This window comes from Promicromonospora sp. NPDC050249 (assembly GCF_040656015.1).
In the GTDB taxonomy this organism is placed as follows: domain Bacteria; phylum Actinomycetota; class Actinomycetes; order Actinomycetales; family Cellulomonadaceae; genus Promicromonospora.
The window spans coordinates 24394-42713 of sequence record NZ_JBFAKY010000032.1 but is presented as its reverse complement, the minus strand read 5'-3'; the positions used below and the strand labels follow the sequence as shown (position 1 = coordinate 42713).

Here is an 18320-nt window from a genome sequence, read left to right as displayed (position 1 = left end):
TGGGCTGCCGGGGCTGCCGACCCGCGGAGCACTACAGGGACGGGCGGCGCGACGTCATCCTGACGACCGGCGACGTGTCGTCCCGGTCCTCAGGGGTGACGGTCACCGACCAGTCCGGCTCCGGTCCGCCGCTCTCGGCGGTGTCCGACGCCGGCTCCGGGGCCGAGCCTGAATCAGACTCTGACGTCGTCGCCGGGTGCGAGTCCGACGTCGAGTCCGTGGTCGACGTCGGTCCGGGCTCCGGCTCCGGCCCGGGAGCTGGCGGCGGAGGTACTGCGGGAACTCCGCGCGCTGGCGTGGGTGTTCCGGAGTCGGCGGTCGAAGCCGGCGTGCGGGCCGCGGGGGCGGCGGGGTACACCACACCGGCCTGCGGGGGAGCGGCGGGCGCAGGACCGGCGGGTGCCGGACCCGCCGCCGGTGCCGGAACCGCCGGCGACGTGGCGCTCTGTGGAGCGACGACCGGCGTCGGCGCCGTACCCACCGACGGCCCAGGAACAGCCGGTGACGGCTGCCCCTCGGCCGGCCGCGCGGGTATGGCCGGCGTCGGCGTCGTCCTGGCCGGCACGGAAACGCCCGCTCCGCCTCGGGTCGGTGAGGCGACCGGGTCGACGTCGGGCAGCGGGGACTCCAGCAGGACCACGTCCACGCGCGACTCCCGCATCTCCCGGCAGGTCGCGAGGCCGATGCCGCCCACGTAGTCCTCGAGGGTCTGCAGCAGCTTGAGCGGCGTGGCCAGGATCATGTGGAACCCGAACGCCGCGAACGTGTCCATGGCGGTGCGGGTGAACGCCGTGTCGGCCTTGTCGAAGGCCTCGTCCAGGAGGATCGAGCCGAAGGCGGGCGTCGCGGAGTCCGAGGCGCCGGCCAGCTGGTACCGCAGGGCGGCGGCCAGGCAGAAGACGACGAGCTTCTGCCGCTGGCCGCCGGAGAGACCGGCGGAGGAGTCGTGCACGGCCAGCGCTATGCCGCCCGCCGTGACCTCGACGCCCGTGAAGTGCACGTGCCGCCGGGTGTCCAGGCACAGGGCGCGCCACGCGCGGTCGGCGGGATCGCTCGACCCGAGGCGGCGCACCAGGCGCTCCAGCACCTCGTACTCCGGCTCGGTGTCGCTGGTGAGGGCGTCGAGCGTGGCGAGGAACTCCTCGACGGCCGCGGGACGACGCTCCTTGACGCGGATCTCCAGGAACCGGTCGGTGTCGAAGGGGGAGCGGCGCAGGGACGTGTTGACGCCGACGATCCGCTCGCGGATCGCCGCGGGTGCCTGCCGGATCTCGGCGGCGAGCTTGCGCAGCGCGCGCCGGGCCTGGTCGGTGAGGAGGTCGGAGAACCGCGCCTCCTGCTCCGGGAGCCGCGAGGTGCGGATGCGCTCCAGCACCTCGAGATACTGCGACCGGTCGCCGACCTGAGCCGTCAGGTCGCGGGTGATGGCGGGCCAGCGGCGGCGGAACTCTGCGAGCAGCCCGACGATCTCCCGCTCGGCGGCACCCGAGATGCGCAGCCCGGCCTCCCGCTCCGCGTCGAGCGTGCGGGACACGGTGAGCGAGACGTCGTCGATCACCTCGTGCGTCACCGTCTTGCGGACGGCGGCGTACCGCTTCTCCAGCTCCTCGCGGTGCGCGAGCGGGATGGCGTTGGTCGGGGCGTCACCGAGCTCGGCGACCACGCGCTCCAGGGAGCGGCGGTGCGCGCGTGCCTCCGCGAGCGTGTCGGCGGCCACCGCGGCGGCCGCGCGGGCCTGGTCCAGGCGGGTCTCGGCCGCCGCGACGTCCTGCGACGCCTGCAGCAGGTCCATCGTTCCGTCGAGCAGCCTGTCGAACGACGCCTGCGCGTCGGTCAGGTCGGCCTCGGCGGTCTCGATGTCGACCTCGCGCCACTCCCGGCGGGCCACGTGCCGCAGCGTGAGCTGGCGGCGTACTGCCTCGCGCTGCTCGGCGACGGCGTCGGCCACGGCGGCGTCGGCCTCTGCGAGGCGCGCCTGCGTGGCGCGGGCGAGCTCCAGGAGCTGGTCGAGGCGGTCGTCGGCGTCCCAACCGAGCGCCCAGTCCTCGACACCGGGCAGCAGCGGCTGCTCGATCTCCTCGGGCCCGTGCTTGATCAGACCGTCGCGGGTCACCGCACGCTCGTGCCGGTCCAGCCCGGACGGGTCGTCGACGCACAGGTAGTCGTACTGCTCCGACAGGCGCCGGTGCAGCCAGCCCGACATCGGGCCGTCCTTCACCTCGACCTTGTGCACCAGCGACGCGGCGTCCGTGGAGCGCGGCGCGTCGTTGCGCACGCCGACCACGCGGTAGCGCAGGCCCGGCCCGGCCCCGACGGCGCTCGCGACGGCCGCACGGTGCGCGGGGGCCACGAGCACGACGGTGGCCAGCGGCCGCAGCACCCCCTCGATCACGGGGCGCCAGTCGGCGTCCTCCTCCCGGACGCGCAGCAGCTCGGCCGCGAACGGGAGCGTGGAGATCTCGAGCCCCGCGGCCTCGGCCACGGCCCGGCGGGCCGCCGCGAGCTCCGCGGGCACGTTCGTCTGGGTCTGTCGTACCGCCTGGATTCGCGTGGCGACGGCCTCGTGCCGCAGCCCGACGGCGGAACGCGCCGCCAGCGCCTCCCGGATCTTCGTGTCGAGCGCCTCGGGCGCACGCACCCGCCCGACCGTCGCGATGGTGCCGGTGGTGACGGCGGGCAGTGCACCCGTCGCGACCTCCGCGGCCGACGGGACCGGGCCCGTGACGGCAGGCACCTGCCCCGTCGAATGGGCCGGCGTGTGAGCAGGCGCGACGGCGGGCAGGGCGCCCGTCAGCGTCGGTACCGAGCCGGTGGCCAGCGGCCGCGCACCGCCGAGCTCCCACCTGGCCTTCTCCTTGAGCGCCGCGAACTCCGCGAACGTCTCGGGCATGTTCATGCCCACCGACTGCAGGTCGGTGGAGAGCTCACCGCGCCGGGTACGGACCAACGCGGCGATCTCGCCGGCCCGCTGGAGGCGGTCGGCCTGCGTGGCGAGCGCCTGGCCGCCCCGGGCGCCGAGCACGTTGACGGCCTGCTGGTGGGTGTTCGCCGCGACGTCGACCTCGGTGTCAGCGGCCTGGCGGTGGTGCTGCGCCCGGTCCTCGGCCGCCCGCGCCTCCGCCAGGGCGCCGTGCGCCAGGTCGAGCTTCCATGCGTCCTTGAAGGTCTCCAGCGACCCGCGCAGCGTGGCCGCGCGCACGCCGGCCGACGACCCCTCGTCGTACGCCTTGGTCAGGGTCGCGAGCCGGCTCAGGTGCTCGATCTGCCGGCGCGAGGTCTCGATGTCGGCGTAGGCCCGCGCCACGTCCGCGAACTGGTGCACCGCCTGGGCGGCCAGCTCGAACGTGCTGGGCTCGTCCAGCATGTGCCCGCGGAACAGGTCGTCGAGGCTGCCCAGGTTCTTCGCCGACTGGGTGCGGTGCAGCAGCACCAGCGCCTGCTCCGAGCCGATCCCCAGCGCCTGCGTGAACGCCGCGGCGAACGGGCCGTGGCGCTCGCTCACCGTCGCGGTGGGCCAGGCGCCGGTCACACCTGCGACGTCGGGCCCGGACCGGACGTACCGCTCGAACTCCAGCAGCCCCACGTCCTCCCGCACCACCACGTGCAGCATGGACGGCGCCGAGGAACCGCGCGTCAGGTGGAACAGGCGCACCAGCGTCACGGCGGCGTCGGGCGAGTCGGTGCCGTTCGAGTAGTGCAGCAGGATGCCCGACCACGTCGCGCCGGAACGCAGGTGGTCGGCGACCACCTCGCCCGTGCTCTCGTCGGTGCGGTGCCGCCAGGCGCCGCGCACGTACGAGACGATGTCGCGGTCGCCCGCCTCGCGCTCGGTCGCGCCCGTGCCGGCGGCAGCCACGTTGAACCGCAGGTGCTCCGGCGGGGTCAGGACCGCCGCGACGGCGTCGACCAACGACGACTTGCCGGAACCCGAGTGGCCGGTGAGCAGGAACCCCTCGCGGGGGACCGGCACCACATGGTGCCCCGAGAACGTGCCCCAGTTGACCAGCTCGACGCGCGCGAGGCGCCACTGTCCGGGGTGGGGCGTGTTCATGCGCTCTCCTTCGCCAGTCGTGCGTACTCGGCGCTCAGCGCCGCTACCTGGTCCGCACCGAATACGGTCCGCAGCACGGGCGAGACCACGCACCGGTCCCCGCTGAGCGGCTCCAGCATGCCCGACTCGGTCAGCCGGGCCCATGTCGCGTCCAGCTGCCGCGTGAAGTCCATGGGCGAGCCCCCGCCGCGCCGCCGGTACTGGCCGAGATGGTCGGCCGCCTCGTCGCGGCTGACCGCTACCCGCCCGTCCGGCGAGTCCAGCAGCAGGGCACGCAGGTGCAGCAGCAGCGCGGTGTCGAGGAAGGTGAGCGTCAGCTCGCGGACCACCTGCGGTGCGTCCGCCGCCGGCACGTCGCGCACGAACGCGACCTGCGCGTCGGCGTCGACCACCAGGTCGAGGTACTGGTCACAGAGGCGCTCGCGGACCACGTCCTCGTGCGACAGGAGCGCACGCCAGGTGTCCGGGTCGGACTCGGCGGCCAGGTAGGGGCCGCGCACCAGGCGGGCCAGCGCGAGTCGGGCCGGGGCGGGCAGCGTGCCGTGGTCACCCGGCCAGAGGTGGGCGCCCGTACCGGCGTCGCTCCCGGTCTCCGGGCCGGCCCCGCTCCCGAGGCCCGACGACGTCGCGCCGCTTCCGGCCGGCCGGCCTGGCCGGGCGCTGGTGAGGTCTGTGGTGCCGGGCGTCGCCTGGCCGGTTCCTGTCACGGTGGGTTCGGTCACGGGACATGCTCCTCGAACTGGTGCTGGGGTAGTACGGCCCGTCGCACGACACCGCGCGAGGACCGCCAGTTCACGTCTTCGTTCTTTCCGGTGGCCACGCCGTTCTGCTCGGCGAGCGTCAGCAGGCCGACCACGCTCGCGGCCCCCTGGGTGGCCGGGTGCGCGGCGAGCACCGACGCGACGGTGGCACGACCCACGGCCGCGACCCGCTCGTTCACGTGCCCGCGCAGCTCGTCCACGTCGATCTCGGAGTCGCGGGCCATCGCCCGCAGTGCCGAGAGCGAGACGATCCGCGGTGGGGGAGTGGGCGCTGCGGGCGGTGCCTCGGCGTCCTCCCCGCCCGGGTTGTGCGGCTGCAGACCGCCGACGGACCGGGGCGCGACGGTGCCCAGCGGCAGCCTGAGGCGCATCTCGGCTCCCGGCGCGACGTCGGGGGCCGCGGCGAGGGCCGCGTCCTGCGCCTGGCCGAGCAGACGGCGCAGAGCGCGCTCGGCAGGCAGCTCGCCGGACCGGACCATGCGCTGCAGCGCACGGCGCAGGCCGGCCATCGTGTCGGTGAGCTCGTCGGCGGCGTCCTGCAGCGTGGGCAGGAGGCGGCGCAGGGCCGATGCCTCGGCGGGTGCCAGGTGGACGGTGTCGAGCACCCGGCCGACGTCGTCCTGCGCCGTGTGCTCCGCCTGCCGCAGGAGGTCGCGGAACGCGACCAGGCCCCGCCCGGCCTCGGACTCGGCGAGGTGGTCCACGCCGCGGTAGATGTCGTCGAGGAACGTGTCGCGCGAGCCGTCGGACTCCAGGAGGCGGCGGCGCAGCTCACGGTCCGTGCGCTCGAGGTCGGTGCGGACCCGGGCCAGGTCGGCGGGGATGTCGCCGGCCAGCGCGAGGATCTCGCGGGCGCGTTCGGCGGCGGCCTCCGGTGGCAGCGCGGCGGAGTCGCCCCGCCGGGCCCGCTCGATCCGGGCGTCCAGGGCGGCGCGCTGCTCCAGCAGGGACGCGAGCCGTGCCTCCGGGTCGGGGTCGGCATCGGAGGCCAGCGTGTGCAGGCCGTCGAGGATCGTGCCGAGGCGGGACGGCGTCACCGCCGGGTGGGGTCTGCTCAGCCGGGAGACGAAGCGGACGGCGAGCAGGGCGCCGTCGGACAGCTCGACGGTCTCGGTGTCCGGTTCGCCTGCCACCTGCGCGGCCCGCCGCCGCACGAGCACTCCCTCGTCGATCCACTCGGAGACGTAGAAGTAGCCGGAGTAGGGCAGCTCGAAACCCGCACGGCGCAGCTCGGGCAGGTCGTCGTCGATCCGGTCGGCGAGCTGCTCCACGGGCAGCCTGCGGCGGGAGGCGCCGAGGTTGCGATCCAGCAGGACGACGGCGGCCGCGGCGTTCCTCGAGCGCAGCAGCACCCACGCGGGGTGCTCCTGCAGGAGGGCGCGTACGCCCCGCGCCGCCTGGCCGCGCCGACCTGAGCCGTGCCCGGCGGACTGCCGGGACACGGCCGCGTCACCCGGTGTGCTCGCTGTGCCCATGGGGGCTGAGAGTAGTAGGCCAACGTGTCGGAGCGGCACCCCCGGCGGAATCCGCGGCACATGCCCTGTCGATGAGCCGCGACGGCCATAGACGTATAGAGTCAGTCGCACAGGGCTTGCCGGAAAAGAGATCTTCACTTTCCGGGAGGCCCTGTCGTGCGTCATGGCACGTTTCGATGGCCGAGCGTCGACGGGAGGGGGCGTCTTGCTCACCACTGCAGCCCAGATCGTTGTCAGGATCCGTGCCGAGCGAGGGCTCAGCATGAGTTCGCTGGCAGTGCTGGCGGGCGTACCCACGTCGACGATCAGCCGTATCGAGTCCGGTCAGGTGGAGCCAACGCTCGGCATGATCCGGCGCATCGCGCTGGGCGCCGGCTACCACCTGCACCTGCAGTACTACGACCTGTTCTCGGGCAAGCTCGAGGACCATGTCGTCGGGGCCACGAACGCCGAGGGAAGGAACGAGAGCGAGGACGATCCTGACCGCTAGAGCAGGGTCGCCGTTGTCCGTTACCTTGTGTCCTTATGGGGTGTCTGCGCGGGGGGCGCGAGAACTGCGGTGGAGGGCGTAGCCCGCATGTTCTTGCAGGTAGTGAAATAGCGCGTCATGACAGCGGAATCCCGGCGCGTACCCACACTCAGGTTGTGCCGGTCATTCCTCCGAGCAATATGGTCGTCATATGCCGAACGTCATGATCCCCGCCGAAGTGCGGGAGGACGTAGAGATGCTGTGGGCGTTCCATGACCTACAGCACGAGCCGCGACCGGTCGACGTCTGCATCGGCCTGGGCGGTCACGACCTCGGCGTGGCCGACTACACGGCCGACCTCTACCTCGACGGGCTGTTCCGGCAGATCGTCTTCACCGGCGCCAACGCACCCACCACCATCGAAGCCTTCCCGGAGGGCGAGGCGATCGGCTACCGCGACCACGCCATCGCCCGCGGTGTGCCGGGCACCGCCGTGCTCGTCGAGCCGGCCGCGACCAACACGAGCGAGAACCTCGAGCTGAGCCGCAAGCTGCTCGCCGAGCACGGGATCGAGCCGTCCTCCGTGCTGCTCGTCTCCCACCCGTACCAGCGGCGGCGCGCGTTCGCGACGTGCCGGGTCGTGTGGCCCGATGTGGACGTGCTCTGCGTGTCCCGGCCGATGTCGCTCGACGCGTACCTCCGGACCAACGGCGACGCCGACCGCGTGGTCGACATGCTGGTCGGCGAGACGCAGCGCCTCACGCTGTACGCGGAGCTCGGCTTCATCTCCCGCGAGGAGGACGTGCCGGACGACGTGGTGGTCGCCTTCGACCGTCTCGTGGCCGCGGGGTACACGTCGCGGCTCGTGGAGGACCGGCGCCCGATCGACGTCTGACCGCGGAGCCCGACTTTCGTGGTGCGTCCTGCTTGACGCGGATAACTTCGGCGCAGACGCGCCCTGATCGGGCGCGCACGACGGAGAGGCTCCGCATGCGCCGTGTCGCTGTTGCCGCACTGTCCGCACTCCTCCTCGGTGGGCTGCCCGCAGCCGCCCTCACCCCGTCCGGAGAGAGTCCACCGGGGTCGCCGGGCTCGGCGCCGCCGGCCGCCGCATCCGGTTACGGTCCCGCGGCGCACACGGTCACCCTGATCACCGGCGACCGGGTGGCGATCAGCGGTTCGGGGGACGCGCGTGCGCTCACCCCGATCGCGGCGCCGCGGCCCGACGGGCGCACCGTGACCTTCCACTCCGTCCGGCGGGGCGACGCCCACTACGTGCTCCCGTCCGACGTCGTGCCCCTGGTCGGGGACACCCTCGACCTCGCGCTGTTCGACGTCGCGGGTCTGATCAAGGCGGGTTACGACGACGCGGCGCTCGCCGCCACGGGCCGCACCTCGCTGCCGGTCATCGTGCAGTCCACCCAGAAGATGGCCCGGACCGCAGACGCCGCGGACTGGGCAGGGCTCGGCCTCACCCGGGAACGGACGCTCCAGTCGATCGGCGCGGTCGCGGGCTCCGTCGACGTCGCGACGGGCGACGGCGGCAAGGTCGCCAAGGTGTGGGGACTGCTGCGTGCGGTGGGTGCCGGGTCGGGCTCGGCGGACGGAGCGCGGGCGAAGGTCAGGTCGGGCGTCACCAAGGTGTGGCTCGACGGACGGGCCGAGGCCCTCGACGCCGACTCGACGCCCCAGGTGGGCGCACCGGAGGCCTGGGTGGACGGCCACACCGGCGAGGGCGTGACTATCGCCGTCGTCGACACGGGGGTCGACACGACGCACCCCGACCTGGACGAGAGTGTCGTCGCGGAGCGCGACTTCACGGGTGGTGACAACCCTGCCGACGGCTTCGGCCACGGCACCCACGTGGCCTCGATCGCCGCCGGGACCGGCGACGCCGACGCGGACATGAAGGGCGTGGCCCCCGGCGCGGACATCATCAACGCCAAGGTCCTCGACGACTCGGGCTACGGCGAGTGGTCGGGGATCATCGACGGCATGGAGTGGGCGGCCCAGGAGGGTGCGCAGGTGCTCAACCTGAGCCTGGGGGAGCCGGGCAGCTACACCGACGGCACCGACCCCGCGTCCCAGGCGGTGAACGCGCTCACCGAGGAGTACGGCGTGCTCGTGGTCGCGGCAGCCGGCAACGACGGGCCCGCCGCGGGCACCGTCTCGCCACCCGCGGTCGCCGACTCGGCTCTCGCCGTCGCCGCGGTGGACGACGGCGACGTGCGGGCGGACTTCTCCAGTGCCGGCCCCCGAGCCGGTGACGGCGCGCTGAAGCCCGACATCGCGGGGCCGGGCGTCGAGATCGTCGCTGCCCGGGCGGCCGGAACCGAGATGGGCGAACCCGTCGGCGACTCGTACGTCATCGCCAGCGGCACCTCGATGGCTGCGCCCCACGTGGCGGGTGCGGCGGCCGTGCTGCTCTCGGCCCAGCCGGACCTGACCTGGCAGGAGGTCAGGTCCACGCTCATGGGCTCGGCACAGCCGGGCGGCAACCCGGTCTGGGAGGAGGGGTCCGGCCGGGTGTGGATCCCCGGCGCGATCGAGCAGCAGGTGACGGCGAGCCCGGCATCGGTCTCGCTGGGCGGCTTCGAGTTCCCGCAGGACGGCCTGGAGCCGGTCACGGAGACGCTCACGTACACGAACACCGGCGAGGCGGCGGAGACGCTCGACCTGGCGGTCGACGTCACGTCGGGCGGTGAGCCGGCCGCCGGCGCGGTGACCCTGAGCGCGGACAGCGTGACCGTCCCCGCCGGTGGCAGCGCGACCGTCGACGTCACGGCGCACCCCGCGGACAACGGGGTGGGCGAGTTCGGTGGCGTGCTCACGGCGACCGGCGCGGGCGGGGCGGTGCGCACCGCCGTCGGCTTCGTGAACCAGCCTGAGCTGTTCGACCTGACGATCAACGCCACGGACGTCGACGGCAGCCCCGCCGAGGGCGACGACTTCTTCGTGATCCAGGGGATCGACGACCCGGACTTCTTCACGTTCACGCAGTTCGACGAGGACGGAACGTCCACCTCACGGGTACCGGCGGGCCGGTACAACATCAGCGGCTTCGCCGTCGTGTCCGACGAGGTCGGCGCCCCGCTGAGCACCATGTCGGCGGCGTTCCCGCTCGTCGACGTCACCGAGGACACCACGCTGACGATCGACGGCGAAGCCGCCCAGCCCGTCACCATCGACACGGCGCGCGAGACCGACGTCGGCATGACCTCCGTGGACCTGACCTACGAGACCGACGAGATGGGGACGGGCAACCTCTTCTTCGGCGACCTCGGCGACCTGTACACGATGCCGGTACCCGAGCCGGCGGAAGGCCACTACAAGCAGACGTGGACCGCGCTGCTCGACGAGAAGATCCTCGACGTACGGGCGGGCGATCTGGCCCTGGACCTCACCATGCTGGCCTCTACCGGGCCGGTGACCGGCACGTTCGAGGTGCCGCTCGTGGACGCGGGCCTCGGCGAGGACTTCTCCGGTGCCTCCGGCTCGTGGGCCCTCGTCGAGCACGCAGGCCCCGAGACGCTGCAGGGTGTGGCGGACGCCGCCGCGGCGGCCGGCGTCGAGGCACTCCTGGTCGCGGGCAGCGCGAAGGGCTATGTGGACGACTGGGTGGAGACCGCACCGCTCCCGGTCTTCGGCGTGCCGGCCGCACAGGCCGAGTCGGTGCGAGCGGCGCTCGCAGCGGGGCCGGTGAAGCTCTCGGTGGCGGGCAAGGCCGCGCCGTCGTACTCGTACGCGCTCGGCTTCAGCAGGGACGGTGCGGTGGCCGACGAGCCGATCGCGTACGTCGCCGACAAGCGCACCACCGGATCCGTGCGCGTCTCGGTGACGGCCCCCGCGCCGGGAGCCGACCCGTACGTCGGTGGCACGCTCTGGGTGGGGAATTCCGGGGCGGGCATGTTGAGCAGGGTCCCCGCCCCGCACACCCGCAACATGTTCGTCACGGCGGACGAGGAGGTGGCGTACTCGGCCGCTGCCTCAGTCACCGTGGAGGACCCGTTCGAGGGGCTGTTCGAGGGGCCCGGGCGTAGCTTCGCCCCGGGCGAGAAGGCGACGGAGCGCCTGCTCGCACCCGTGTTCCATGGTTCCGGTGGCCTGGCTCAGCGGACGGGGAACGCCATGCTGGTGTTCATGCCGCCCTACGTGGACGACGCGGGTCACAACATGGTCGGCCTGCTGGGCGAGGGCGCGCGGACGCGCCTGCGGCTGTGGGCGGGCACGAAGCTCGTCGCCGACTCCACCGGCTTCCCGGAGGTGTACGCCGAGGACCTGCCGGCGCGGCAGACGCCGTACCGGCTGCGCCTTCGCACCGCCTACTCCGGGGACTGGTGGCGCACGTCCACCGACGTCACCACCGAATGGCGGTTCCGTTCCGCCCGGGCCGGCGCCGAGGAGCGCGTGCCGCTCCCGCTGCTCCAGGTCGACTACGGGGTGCCGGCCGCGCTCGACGGGTCGGTGGACCGGACGGCCAAGCTCACGCTGTCGGCCGACCACCAGCCGGGGGTCGAGGGCGCGGACGTCACGGGTATGCGCCTGTGGGCGTCGTCCGACGACGGGGAGAACTGGCAGGAGGTCACCGTGAAGCCGGGCAAGGGCGGTACCTTCCGGGCGGTGGTCAAGGCCGCGGCAGGCGCGCAGTTCGTGTCGCTCAAGGCGCAGGCGGAGGACGCCGACGGCGGGCGCGTCACCGAGACGGTCATCCGGGCGTACCGGCTCGAGCCGTCCAGCTGAGCCGGTCGGCTGAGTCCATCGGCCGCATGAGGTAGACATCACGAACCGGGCGACTCGCACATACCTAGCGAGTCGCCCGGTTCTCCGTTACCTTCCGGGCATGGGCGATGAGAAGAAGCGCGGCAAGGATCCCAGGAAGTTCACCTGGCAGGAGATCCTGACGTTCATCGCGGGCGCCGGCTACGTGGCCAGCCCGATAGACCTCCTGTCGGAGGGCGTCCTGGGCCCGCTCGGCCTGGGTGACGACGCGATAGCGATCGTCATCGCCGGCGTGACCCTGTTCAAGGCGGTGCAGCGGTTCCGGCAGCACCGGCCGAAGCCGGGCGCCGCTGGGGACAACACCTCGGGCACCCCCAAGCAGGGCGGCACGACGCCGGGGGCCACGCCGCCGGGCAGCGCGACGCCGGGCAGCTACGCGACGGACAAGACCATCCCTGGCACCGCCGAGGACGTGACGCCGGGCCGCAGGCCCAAGCGCTGACGCGGGGTCGGGAACGGGTCGGCCGACCGGGTCGTCGGGCGTTCGCGGGATCTGTCAGAATTGAGATTCTGCTCTTTTGCCTGAGGTTTCACCCGATCCACCTTTGACTCGAGGACGACGATGTCACGCACCATCCGCCGGGTTGCCGCACGACTGATCTGGGCCGTAACCGGCTACCGGATGCGCTCGGAACCCGCGCCGACCCGGCCCACGGTGTTCATCGGCGCGCCGCACACGTCCAACACGGACTTCTTCCTGATGCTGGCCATCGCGTTCGACATGGACCTCAAGGTCCGGTTCCTCATCAAGGACTCCTGGTTCAAGGGCCCCATGGCCGGTCTGATGCGGTCCCTCGGCGGCATCCCCGTCGACCGGAAGGACCCGGCGAGCATCGTCGAGGAGATCCTCGCGGCCGTCGAACGGGGCGAGGAGTTCCACCTGGTCGTGACGCCGGAGGGCACGCGCGGCGCCGGTTCGGGCTACTGGAAGTCGGGGTTCTACCGGATCGCGCTCAAGTCAGGGTTTCCGGTGACGCTCGGATACGTCGACGGTGTGGCCAAGGTCGCGGGGCTCGGCCCGAGCATCCAGCTCACCGGCGACGTCGGCGCCGACATGGACGTGATCCGCGCGTTCTACGCGGACAAGTCGGGGGTCAACCCGGCCAACCGCACCGAGCCGCGGCTCCGCTCGGAGGACGAACCCGTCTGACCGGGGTCTCGACAGGCTCGTCCACCGCTGGGCGAGCCCTTTCGTCGGTCGAGCCTGCCGAGACCCGCCCGGATCACATGGTGAGTGACGTGACCTCGTCCGGGAGTTCCATCGCATCCATCGGGCCGTGGTGCTTGACCTCGCCCTGATCGTCGATCAGCACGACGTCGCCGTCTGCCATCACGCCGAAGTGTGCGGCGAGATCGCCCACGCTGTCCTCGAGCTGGACGACGCCGCCGACGTCGGCCAGCGGGTCGTCCATCGGATCGCTGTCCGTGCCGGCGACCGAGAGCAGCTCGACGCCTTCGACGTCGGCGAGGGCCGCGGCCGTCTCGTCACACGTGTCGCACGTCTCGGACCAGAACAGGACGACGGCGGGGCTCCCCGCGAGGTCGGCACCCTCGAAGGTGTCGCCGCTCGCGGTGGTGGCGGTGAAGTCGAGGGCGTCGGACATCATCTCGTCGTCGGCCATGTCGTCATCCATCGGGGACTCCGAGATGTCGTCCATCGGGCTCTCCGACATCATGTCGTCGGACGGCTCGCTACCGCCCGGCTCGTCCGCGGAACCGCAGGCGGCAAGGGTGAACGCGCAGGTCAGGGCTACGGCGGCGAGGGCGCCGCGGTGCAGTGTTCTCATGCGCCCGACGCTAGGCGCGCCCTGCGGCGAACAACCCTTACGGCCTGGTTACCGGCTCCTTACGCACCCGGTCCGTCGGCCGCCGGGGCCAGCGAGTCGAGCACGCGCGCCAGCCCGAACTCCCAGGCGTGCTCGGGGCTGGACGCCGCGTTCATCTCCTCGCCTGCGGCGCCGCCCACCCGCTGGGCCAGCGGGTAGTCGTCGCCCAGGTACCCGGCGAGCCGGCCGGCCCACCGCGCCCAGATCTGCGGCATCTCGTCGGCCCGCGGGTCGCGCCGGCGCGCGCGGGCCGCGGCCCGCACGAAGTCGAGCACGAAGGTGAGCGCGGCGTCGCGGGCGACGTCGTCCAGGGGCAGCGCGTCCAGGGCGTGCAGCTCGTGGTCGTACTTGGCGATGGTGCCGGGACCGAACGCCGTGCGTTCGTCGTCGATCTCCAGCAGCCAGGGGTGCTCGAGGTGGAGGGCCAGGTTCGCGTCGGCGACCTGGCGCACGCGGGTACGCCAGCCGGCGTTGCCGTAGGCGGGCAGTGGCATGCGCGCGTAGGCGGCGTCGGCCATCAGGACGAGCAGGTCGTCGCGCTCGTTCACGTGCGTGTACACCGACATGGTCGAGATGCCCAGGGCCTCGCCGAGCCGTCGGACCGTGACGGTGGCGAGGCCCTCGGTGTCCGCCAGCGTGCAGGCGGCGTCGACGACCGCACCCGTCGTGATGCGCGACCGCGGGCCGCGCGTGCCGCCCTGCGGGGCGGCCGGATGGTCGCGCCAGAGCAGGTCGATCAGCTCGCGGGGCATGGGTCTCCAGAATCGGTGTGACAGGCCGGGAACATTCTGCAATCATCCTACGTTGTACGCCGTACAGAGTTAACTCGACGCGAGGAGCCAGCTTGAAGATCACCGAGACCGCCCTGTCCCTCAACGTGCCCGACGTCGCCGCTTCGGCAGAGTTCGCGAAGCAGCACTTCGGATTTACCGAGACGATGTCCGCGGACGGGTTCGTGGCGCTCACCCACCCCACGGCGGGTGTCAACATCGTGTTCCTGCGGGTCGGCCTGAACACCTTCAAGCCCGAACGCATCGCCGGACCGGCCGGCCAGGGCCTGCTCGTCGCCTTCGTCGTGGAGGACGTCGACACCGAGTTCGCCCGGATCTCCGCCGCCGGGGCGGAGGTCGTCACGCCGCCCGAGACCGAACCCTGGGGTGAGCGCTACTGCCAGTTCGCCGACCCCAACGGGATCGTGTGGCAGCTCGTCCACTGGGTGTCCTGACCGCGCCCGGCTAACCGTGCGTCCAGCCGGACCACCGGGTCACCCACACCCTGATCAGTGGACCGTCCGGTCTGTTCTCGCGGTACTGCGGGTACCGCGCGGCGAGCGCGTCCAGCGCCGCCGCGCGGGGCTCGCCCTCGTGCTCGACGGTCGCGGTGCCGTCGGCCCGCACCCACCACAGCCGAGCCCAGTCGTCGTCGTACCGGTCCACGAGGAACGCGACCCGCGGGTTCTCGGCGAGGTTGCGCAGGCGCTTCAGGTCGCGCGTGGTCTTGGGCTTGTGGTCGACGGCGACCACCAGCTCGTCGACCGTCGCTGCCTCCGGTCCGGCTTCGGACCGCGCATCGCCCGTGGCCCCGTGTGGCGTGCTGAGCAGGGCGAACGTCACCGGCACGAGGTGCGGCACACCGTCGGTGTCGGCGGTGGCGAGGTAGGCGTGCCGGGCCGCGGCGAAGCGGGACCGGCAGGCCTCGAGATCGAGGCGCACGGTCCCATTCTGCCGAAGCGGGAGCTGTCGACCCCGAAATCTCAGGAGTTGACCATGCAGTTGCTACCAGTCTGACCCTCAGACTGGCAACAACTGCATGGTCAACTCCGTGAGGCCTCAGCCCTCCGCAGGCGCGCCCGCCTCGTAGTCCGCGGACAGCGTGACGTCGACGTCGATGTCCCGGGGCTGGAGCTCGACCTGTGCGCCACCGTCGCCGTCGGACATCATCCCTGCGCGCATCGCGTACATCGGGGCGTGCCCGCCGCCGCCGTTGCCGCCGCCGCGCAGGCCCGCCTCGTAGATCGCCACGGGCGCGACCGGGCCGAGGCCCAGGGCGTCCGCGTACGACTGCGCGCGTACCGCCGTCTCCTCGGCGGCCTCGATGCGGGCCTCGGCCAGGAGTGCCTTACGGGTCTCGTCGGTCAGGTTCCAGGTGATCCGGTCGATCTCGACGCCCTCGACGTCCATGACGTCCGCGAGCCAGGTGGACAGCACCTCGAAGTCACGGAACGTGACCGACAGCCGCGCCGAGGCACGGAACCGGCGGATCCGCTGCTTGCCGCCCGTCTGGGAGTTCTTGACCCGGTCGTCGTAGACGTACGAGTGCACCGAGTCGGCGTCCCACCTCTCGGCGGCGCCCGTCGAGACGTGCGCCTTCACCTGCTCCACGAGGATGGTGTGGGTCCTGGCGACCTGGTCCACCACGTCGTTCCGGAGGGTGCCCGAGAACGCGACGTGCAGGTTGACGGTGCCCCGCTCCGCGGGATGGGTACGGGTGGCCTGACCTTCGACGGCAATGCGAGTCATACGCGGAGTCTGCCGACTACGCCGCCCCCTGCGCCACCCGTCAGCCGATGGTGCCCTTGCCCACCGCTCCACGGACCAGGGTCGGCTCGAGTCCGCAGAACTCCCCGTACCGCGCGGCCTCGGCCTCGATCGCGGCCCAGACCCTGGGGGATGCCTCCTCGGTGAGCTCGACCGTGATCTCCACGCTCTGCGTCTTGAGGACCCGGGACCAGCCGCCGGCGATCATCCCGTCCACGGTCACGAGCCCCATGTACAGCCAGCGGCTCGGCATGTCTTCCTGGGTCATCGGGGGCCAGCCCTTGAAGTCGTGGCAGAAGAGCTCGTCGAACACCGACAGCAGGCGGACCGTGCCTTCCGGAGCGGGTTCCGGCAGGTCGCCGTCGGTCCAGAGGGTCATGCCGGCCAGCTCGTGGCGGGTCAGCCCGGCGTCGGCCACCGCAGCGCGAGCCGCGGTCTTGGTGAGAGTGGCCCACCATGCGGCGTCCTCGGCGCGGCACGGGCCGTGCCCGCGCACGTACGCGCGCACGAGATGGATCCGCGCCTCGTCCTCGTCCCAGACCTGCTGCTCCGGGAGCAGCCGGTAGGTGGCCTGCTTGCCCTGCATCGGGCCGCTCGCGACGAGCAGGTCGAGCTCGGCGTGCATCATGATCTGGCCCAGGTGCCAGCTGTCCACCGGCGCACCCTCTGCCTCGGCGAGCGCCACGCCGATCGCCTTGCGGGTCAGCGGGCCGTCCGCGAGAGCCTCGGCGACCACCGCGTGCCGGCGGGGGAGCAGCGAGTGGTCGAAGTCGCGCGGTCGCTCCGCCGACAGCATCGCCCGGCGCACCCGGGGCGCCGTGACGGTCATCAGGGGCGCGAGGTCGCCGGGGGCGACGTAGTGCCAGGTGGGACGGAGGATGTGCGTGCGCAGTATCGACCCGTCGGCCAGCGCGGCCTGCACCTCGGCGAGCGTTGCCGGTGTCCCCAGCCGCTGCGCCACGCCCCACGCGGAGGAGTGCAGCTCCTGCGACTGGACGGCGCCCAGGCGGGCGACGACGCCGGGAACGCCGTCTACGTCGTCGGGCGGTCGCAGCGTGCCCAGGCCCACCGAGGTGAGCCGGGCGCGCTGGACCTCGCGGATGTCAGACGTAGTAGGCATCGTCACCGCCGTGCCCGGCCGCCCGGGCGCGGCGATGCTTCACCAGGCTTCGGATCAGCATGATCGCCCCGATCACGAACAAGATCATCACGGGGATGATCGCGAGCGGGGCCAGGACGGACACGAAGCCGAGACCGATGCTCGTGACGTCCTCCGCTGCGCTGACCACCGGCGCCGCGGTGCCACCGGAGACGGTGTTGGCCACGACCCGCCCTCCGGCCTTCGCGGCATGCGTGCCGAGCGCGAGGACGATGCCCGAGACGATGGGGATCCACTGGCCCGACTGCACGAACGTGCTCGGGTCCGTGACCGTCGCGGTCTCCGACATGGAGCCGGCACCGAAGGCGATACCGCCGGCGGTGGGCCGGATGACCGTCTGCACCACGTCGTTGATGGAGTCCAGCACGGGGATCTTGTCCGCGACGAACTCCAGCACCAGGAGGACGGTCAGGATCACGAGGACCCAGGGGTTCTCCAGCCACGCCCAGCTGCTCGGCAGCGTCACGAGGTCCGTGAAGCGCGAGAGCACGCCGAGGAAGATGAGGGGGATCCATGCGTTGAGGCCCGCCGACAGGGCGAGTCCGGTTCCGGTGGCAAGTTCGAGCATGACTCGAAGTGTTCCACGGCACACCGACACTCAGGGGGGCGAAAGTGTCCGGTGTGCCCGATCTGTTATCAGAGTGCAGCACGGCGCGGCAGACCCGGCCGGGTCGATCACGGATGCACGTGCGTAACACCTGGAAGATGCGGAACCCTCGTGGAAGAGTTGCTGCCTTCACCGCACTGGTGCGCTGCCTGGGAGGCACTTGATGGTCTGGACGATCTTCGCCGTGGCGTCGGTGGTGCTGCTGGGGCTCTCGGCGGGCGTTTTCTACGGGTTCTCGTCGTTCATCATGAGCGGCCTCGCCCGTGCCTCGGACGACGCCGCCGGAGCCGGCATGAGCGGCATCAACGAGACGGCGCTCCTGCCCGTGTTCATGAGCGTCTTCTTCGGCGCTCTCCTCGTCCCGGCGGGCACCGGCATCTGGGGCCTCGTCGAGGGGCGCGACGGCGGCGCGTGGGTCCTCGGTGGTGCCGCCGTCTACCTGGTGGGCACCTTCGGCGTCACCATGGCCCTGAACGTGCCCCTCAACAACCGGCTCCTCGCCGCCCACGACAAGGGCGCCGAATGGCGCGCCTACTGGCGGCCGTGGACCGCGTGGAACCACGTGCGCACGTTCGCCGGCGTCGTGGCGACGGTGCTCGCGGCGGTCGGCCTGCTCTGACCGGTCGGCCTCCGGTGGGGGCGTCGGGGACAATCGA

The 18320-nt window shown here is 72.4% G+C and carries 16 protein-coding genes; 7 read left to right on the top strand and 9 right to left on the bottom strand.

The genetic code is table 11. The features are described 5' to 3' along the window. Positions 1-31: 31 nt before the first annotated feature. The 3 genes from AB0I32_RS21890 to AB0I32_RS21880 are packed head-to-tail and all read right to left on the bottom strand — an operon-like array spanning position 32 to position 6287. Positions 32-4051, bottom strand: a complete 4020-nt coding sequence (locus AB0I32_RS21890; RefSeq protein ID WP_357509868.1) for an ATP-binding protein — start codon at positions 4049-4051, stop codon at positions 32-34. Beyond that, the gene (locus tag AB0I32_RS21885) at positions 4048-4773 is read right to left on the bottom strand and encodes a DUF4194 domain-containing protein (RefSeq protein WP_357509866.1); all 726 of its coding nucleotides are present in this window, start codon (positions 4771-4773) and stop codon (positions 4048-4050) included. Before AB0I32_RS21885 ends, AB0I32_RS21890 begins: the two co-directional genes overlap by 4 nt. After that, a complete protein-coding gene (locus AB0I32_RS21880; RefSeq protein WP_357509864.1) occupies positions 4770-6287 on the bottom strand; it encodes a DUF3375 domain-containing protein in 1518 nt (505 codons plus the stop codon). The genes AB0I32_RS21885 and AB0I32_RS21880 overlap by 4 nt, the downstream gene beginning before the upstream one ends. A 163-nt stretch (positions 6288-6450) precedes the next feature. On the opposite strand from AB0I32_RS21880, the gene AB0I32_RS21875 reads away from it, so the two are divergent. The 5 genes from AB0I32_RS21875 to AB0I32_RS21855 all read left to right on the top strand — a co-directional run bounded on the left by AB0I32_RS21875 (position 6451) and on the right by AB0I32_RS21855 (position 12685). Continuing rightward, entirely contained in the window at positions 6451-6777 is a 327-nt protein-coding gene (locus tag AB0I32_RS21875) for a helix-turn-helix transcriptional regulator (RefSeq protein ID WP_357509862.1), read from the top strand. 190 nt (positions 6778-6967) lie between these two features. After that, positions 6968-7651: a YdcF family protein gene (locus tag AB0I32_RS21870; protein ID WP_357509861.1), complete on the top strand. Its 684-nt coding sequence runs from the start codon at positions 6968-6970 to the stop codon at positions 7649-7651. A gap of 95 nt (positions 7652-7746) precedes the next feature. Continuing rightward, positions 7747-11496, top strand: coding sequence for a S8 family serine peptidase (locus AB0I32_RS21865; RefSeq protein WP_357509859.1), 3750 nt, complete (start codon positions 7747-7749; stop codon positions 11494-11496). Positions 11497-11596: 100 nt separating this feature from the next. Beyond that, positions 11597-11977 carry a DUF1232 domain-containing protein gene (locus AB0I32_RS21860; protein WP_357509857.1) on the top strand — a complete coding sequence of 127 codons (381 nt, stop codon included), beginning with the start codon at positions 11597-11599 and terminating at the stop codon, positions 11975-11977. A gap of 120 nt (positions 11978-12097) precedes the next feature. Then, on the top strand, positions 12098-12685 hold the full coding sequence (locus tag AB0I32_RS21855; RefSeq protein ID WP_357509855.1) for a 1-acyl-sn-glycerol-3-phosphate acyltransferase: 588 nt from the start codon (positions 12098-12100) through the stop codon (positions 12683-12685). Between the two features lie 73 nt (positions 12686-12758). On the opposite strand, the gene AB0I32_RS21850 is transcribed toward AB0I32_RS21855, so the two are convergent. Further along, positions 12759-13322 carry a redoxin domain-containing protein gene (locus tag AB0I32_RS21850; protein ID WP_357509853.1) on the bottom strand — a complete coding sequence of 188 codons (564 nt, stop codon included), beginning with the start codon at positions 13320-13322 and terminating at the stop codon, positions 12759-12761. A gap of 59 nt (positions 13323-13381) precedes the next feature. Continuing rightward, complete coding sequence (locus tag AB0I32_RS21845; RefSeq protein ID WP_357509851.1) at positions 13382-14113, bottom strand: TetR/AcrR family transcriptional regulator C-terminal domain-containing protein; 732 nt, start codon at positions 14111-14113, stop codon at positions 13382-13384. Between the two features lie 92 nt (positions 14114-14205). Between AB0I32_RS21845 and AB0I32_RS21840 the strand changes: the two genes are divergently transcribed. Beyond that, positions 14206-14586, top strand: a complete 381-nt coding sequence (locus tag AB0I32_RS21840) for a VOC family protein (RefSeq protein WP_357509849.1) — start codon at positions 14206-14208, stop codon at positions 14584-14586. Between the two features lie 10 nt (positions 14587-14596). Here AB0I32_RS21840 and AB0I32_RS21835 read toward each other — a convergent pair whose 3' ends face one another. From AB0I32_RS21835 to AB0I32_RS21820, 4 genes are all read right to left on the bottom strand, one after another. After that, positions 14597-15073: a TIGR03668 family PPOX class F420-dependent oxidoreductase gene (locus tag AB0I32_RS21835; RefSeq protein ID WP_357509847.1), complete on the bottom strand. Its 477-nt coding sequence runs from the start codon at positions 15071-15073 to the stop codon at positions 14597-14599. 117 nt (positions 15074-15190) lie between these two features. After that, positions 15191-15880: an SIMPL domain-containing protein gene (locus tag AB0I32_RS21830; protein WP_357509845.1), complete on the bottom strand. Its 690-nt coding sequence runs from the start codon at positions 15878-15880 to the stop codon at positions 15191-15193. A 40-nt stretch (positions 15881-15920) separates the two neighbouring features. Beyond that, on the bottom strand, positions 15921-17018 hold the full coding sequence (locus tag AB0I32_RS21825; protein WP_357509843.1) for a winged helix DNA-binding domain-containing protein: 1098 nt from the start codon (positions 17016-17018) through the stop codon (positions 15921-15923). Further along, complete coding sequence (locus AB0I32_RS21820) at positions 17002-17625, bottom strand: DUF4126 domain-containing protein (RefSeq protein WP_357509841.1); 624 nt, start codon at positions 17623-17625, stop codon at positions 17002-17004. Before AB0I32_RS21820 ends, AB0I32_RS21825 begins: the two co-directional genes overlap by 17 nt. Before the next feature lie 202 nt (positions 17626-17827). Here AB0I32_RS21820 and AB0I32_RS21815 point away from each other — a divergent pair, with 202 nt between their 5' ends. Further along, positions 17828-18283 carry an anthrone oxygenase family protein gene (locus AB0I32_RS21815; RefSeq protein WP_357509839.1) on the top strand — a complete coding sequence of 152 codons (456 nt, stop codon included), beginning with the start codon at positions 17828-17830 and terminating at the stop codon, positions 18281-18283. Positions 18284-18320: the final 37 nt, after the last annotated feature.

Bases quoted from the DNA above. Each gene is read 5' to 3' on its own strand.
- AB0I32_RS21825 (WP_357509843.1), bottom strand. From the start codon at position 17,018: ATGCCTACTACGTCTGACATCCGCGAGGTCCAGCGCGCCCGGCTCACC.
- AB0I32_RS21820 (WP_357509841.1), bottom strand. From the start codon at position 17,625: ATGCTCGAACTTGCCACCGGAACCGGACTCGCCCTGTCGGCGGGCCTC.
- AB0I32_RS21875 (WP_357509862.1), top strand. From the start codon at position 6,451: ATGGCACGTTTCGATGGCCGAGCGTCGACGGGAGGGGGCGTCTTGCTC.
- AB0I32_RS21850 (WP_357509853.1), bottom strand. From the start codon at position 13,322: ATGAGAACACTGCACCGCGGCGCCCTCGCCGCCGTAGCCCTGACCTGC.
- AB0I32_RS21865 (WP_357509859.1), top strand. From the start codon at position 7,747: ATGCGCCGTGTCGCTGTTGCCGCACTGTCCGCACTCCTCCTCGGTGGG.
- AB0I32_RS21890 (WP_357509868.1), bottom strand. From the start codon at position 4,051: ATGAACACGCCCCACCCCGGACAGTGGCGCCTCGCGCGCGTCGAGCTG.
- AB0I32_RS21880 (WP_357509864.1), bottom strand. From the start codon at position 6,287: ATGGGCACAGCGAGCACACCGGGTGACGCGGCCGTGTCCCGGCAGTCC.
- AB0I32_RS21855 (WP_357509855.1), top strand. From the start codon at position 12,098: ATGTCACGCACCATCCGCCGGGTTGCCGCACGACTGATCTGGGCCGTA.
- AB0I32_RS21860 (WP_357509857.1), top strand. From the start codon at position 11,597: ATGGGCGATGAGAAGAAGCGCGGCAAGGATCCCAGGAAGTTCACCTGG.
- AB0I32_RS21815 (WP_357509839.1), top strand. From the start codon at position 17,828: ATGGTCTGGACGATCTTCGCCGTGGCGTCGGTGGTGCTGCTGGGGCTC.
- AB0I32_RS21830 (WP_357509845.1), bottom strand. From the start codon at position 15,880: ATGACTCGCATTGCCGTCGAAGGTCAGGCCACCCGTACCCATCCCGCG.
- AB0I32_RS21870 (WP_357509861.1), top strand. From the start codon at position 6,968: ATGCCGAACGTCATGATCCCCGCCGAAGTGCGGGAGGACGTAGAGATG.
- AB0I32_RS21845 (WP_357509851.1), bottom strand. From the start codon at position 14,113: ATGCCCCGCGAGCTGATCGACCTGCTCTGGCGCGACCATCCGGCCGCC.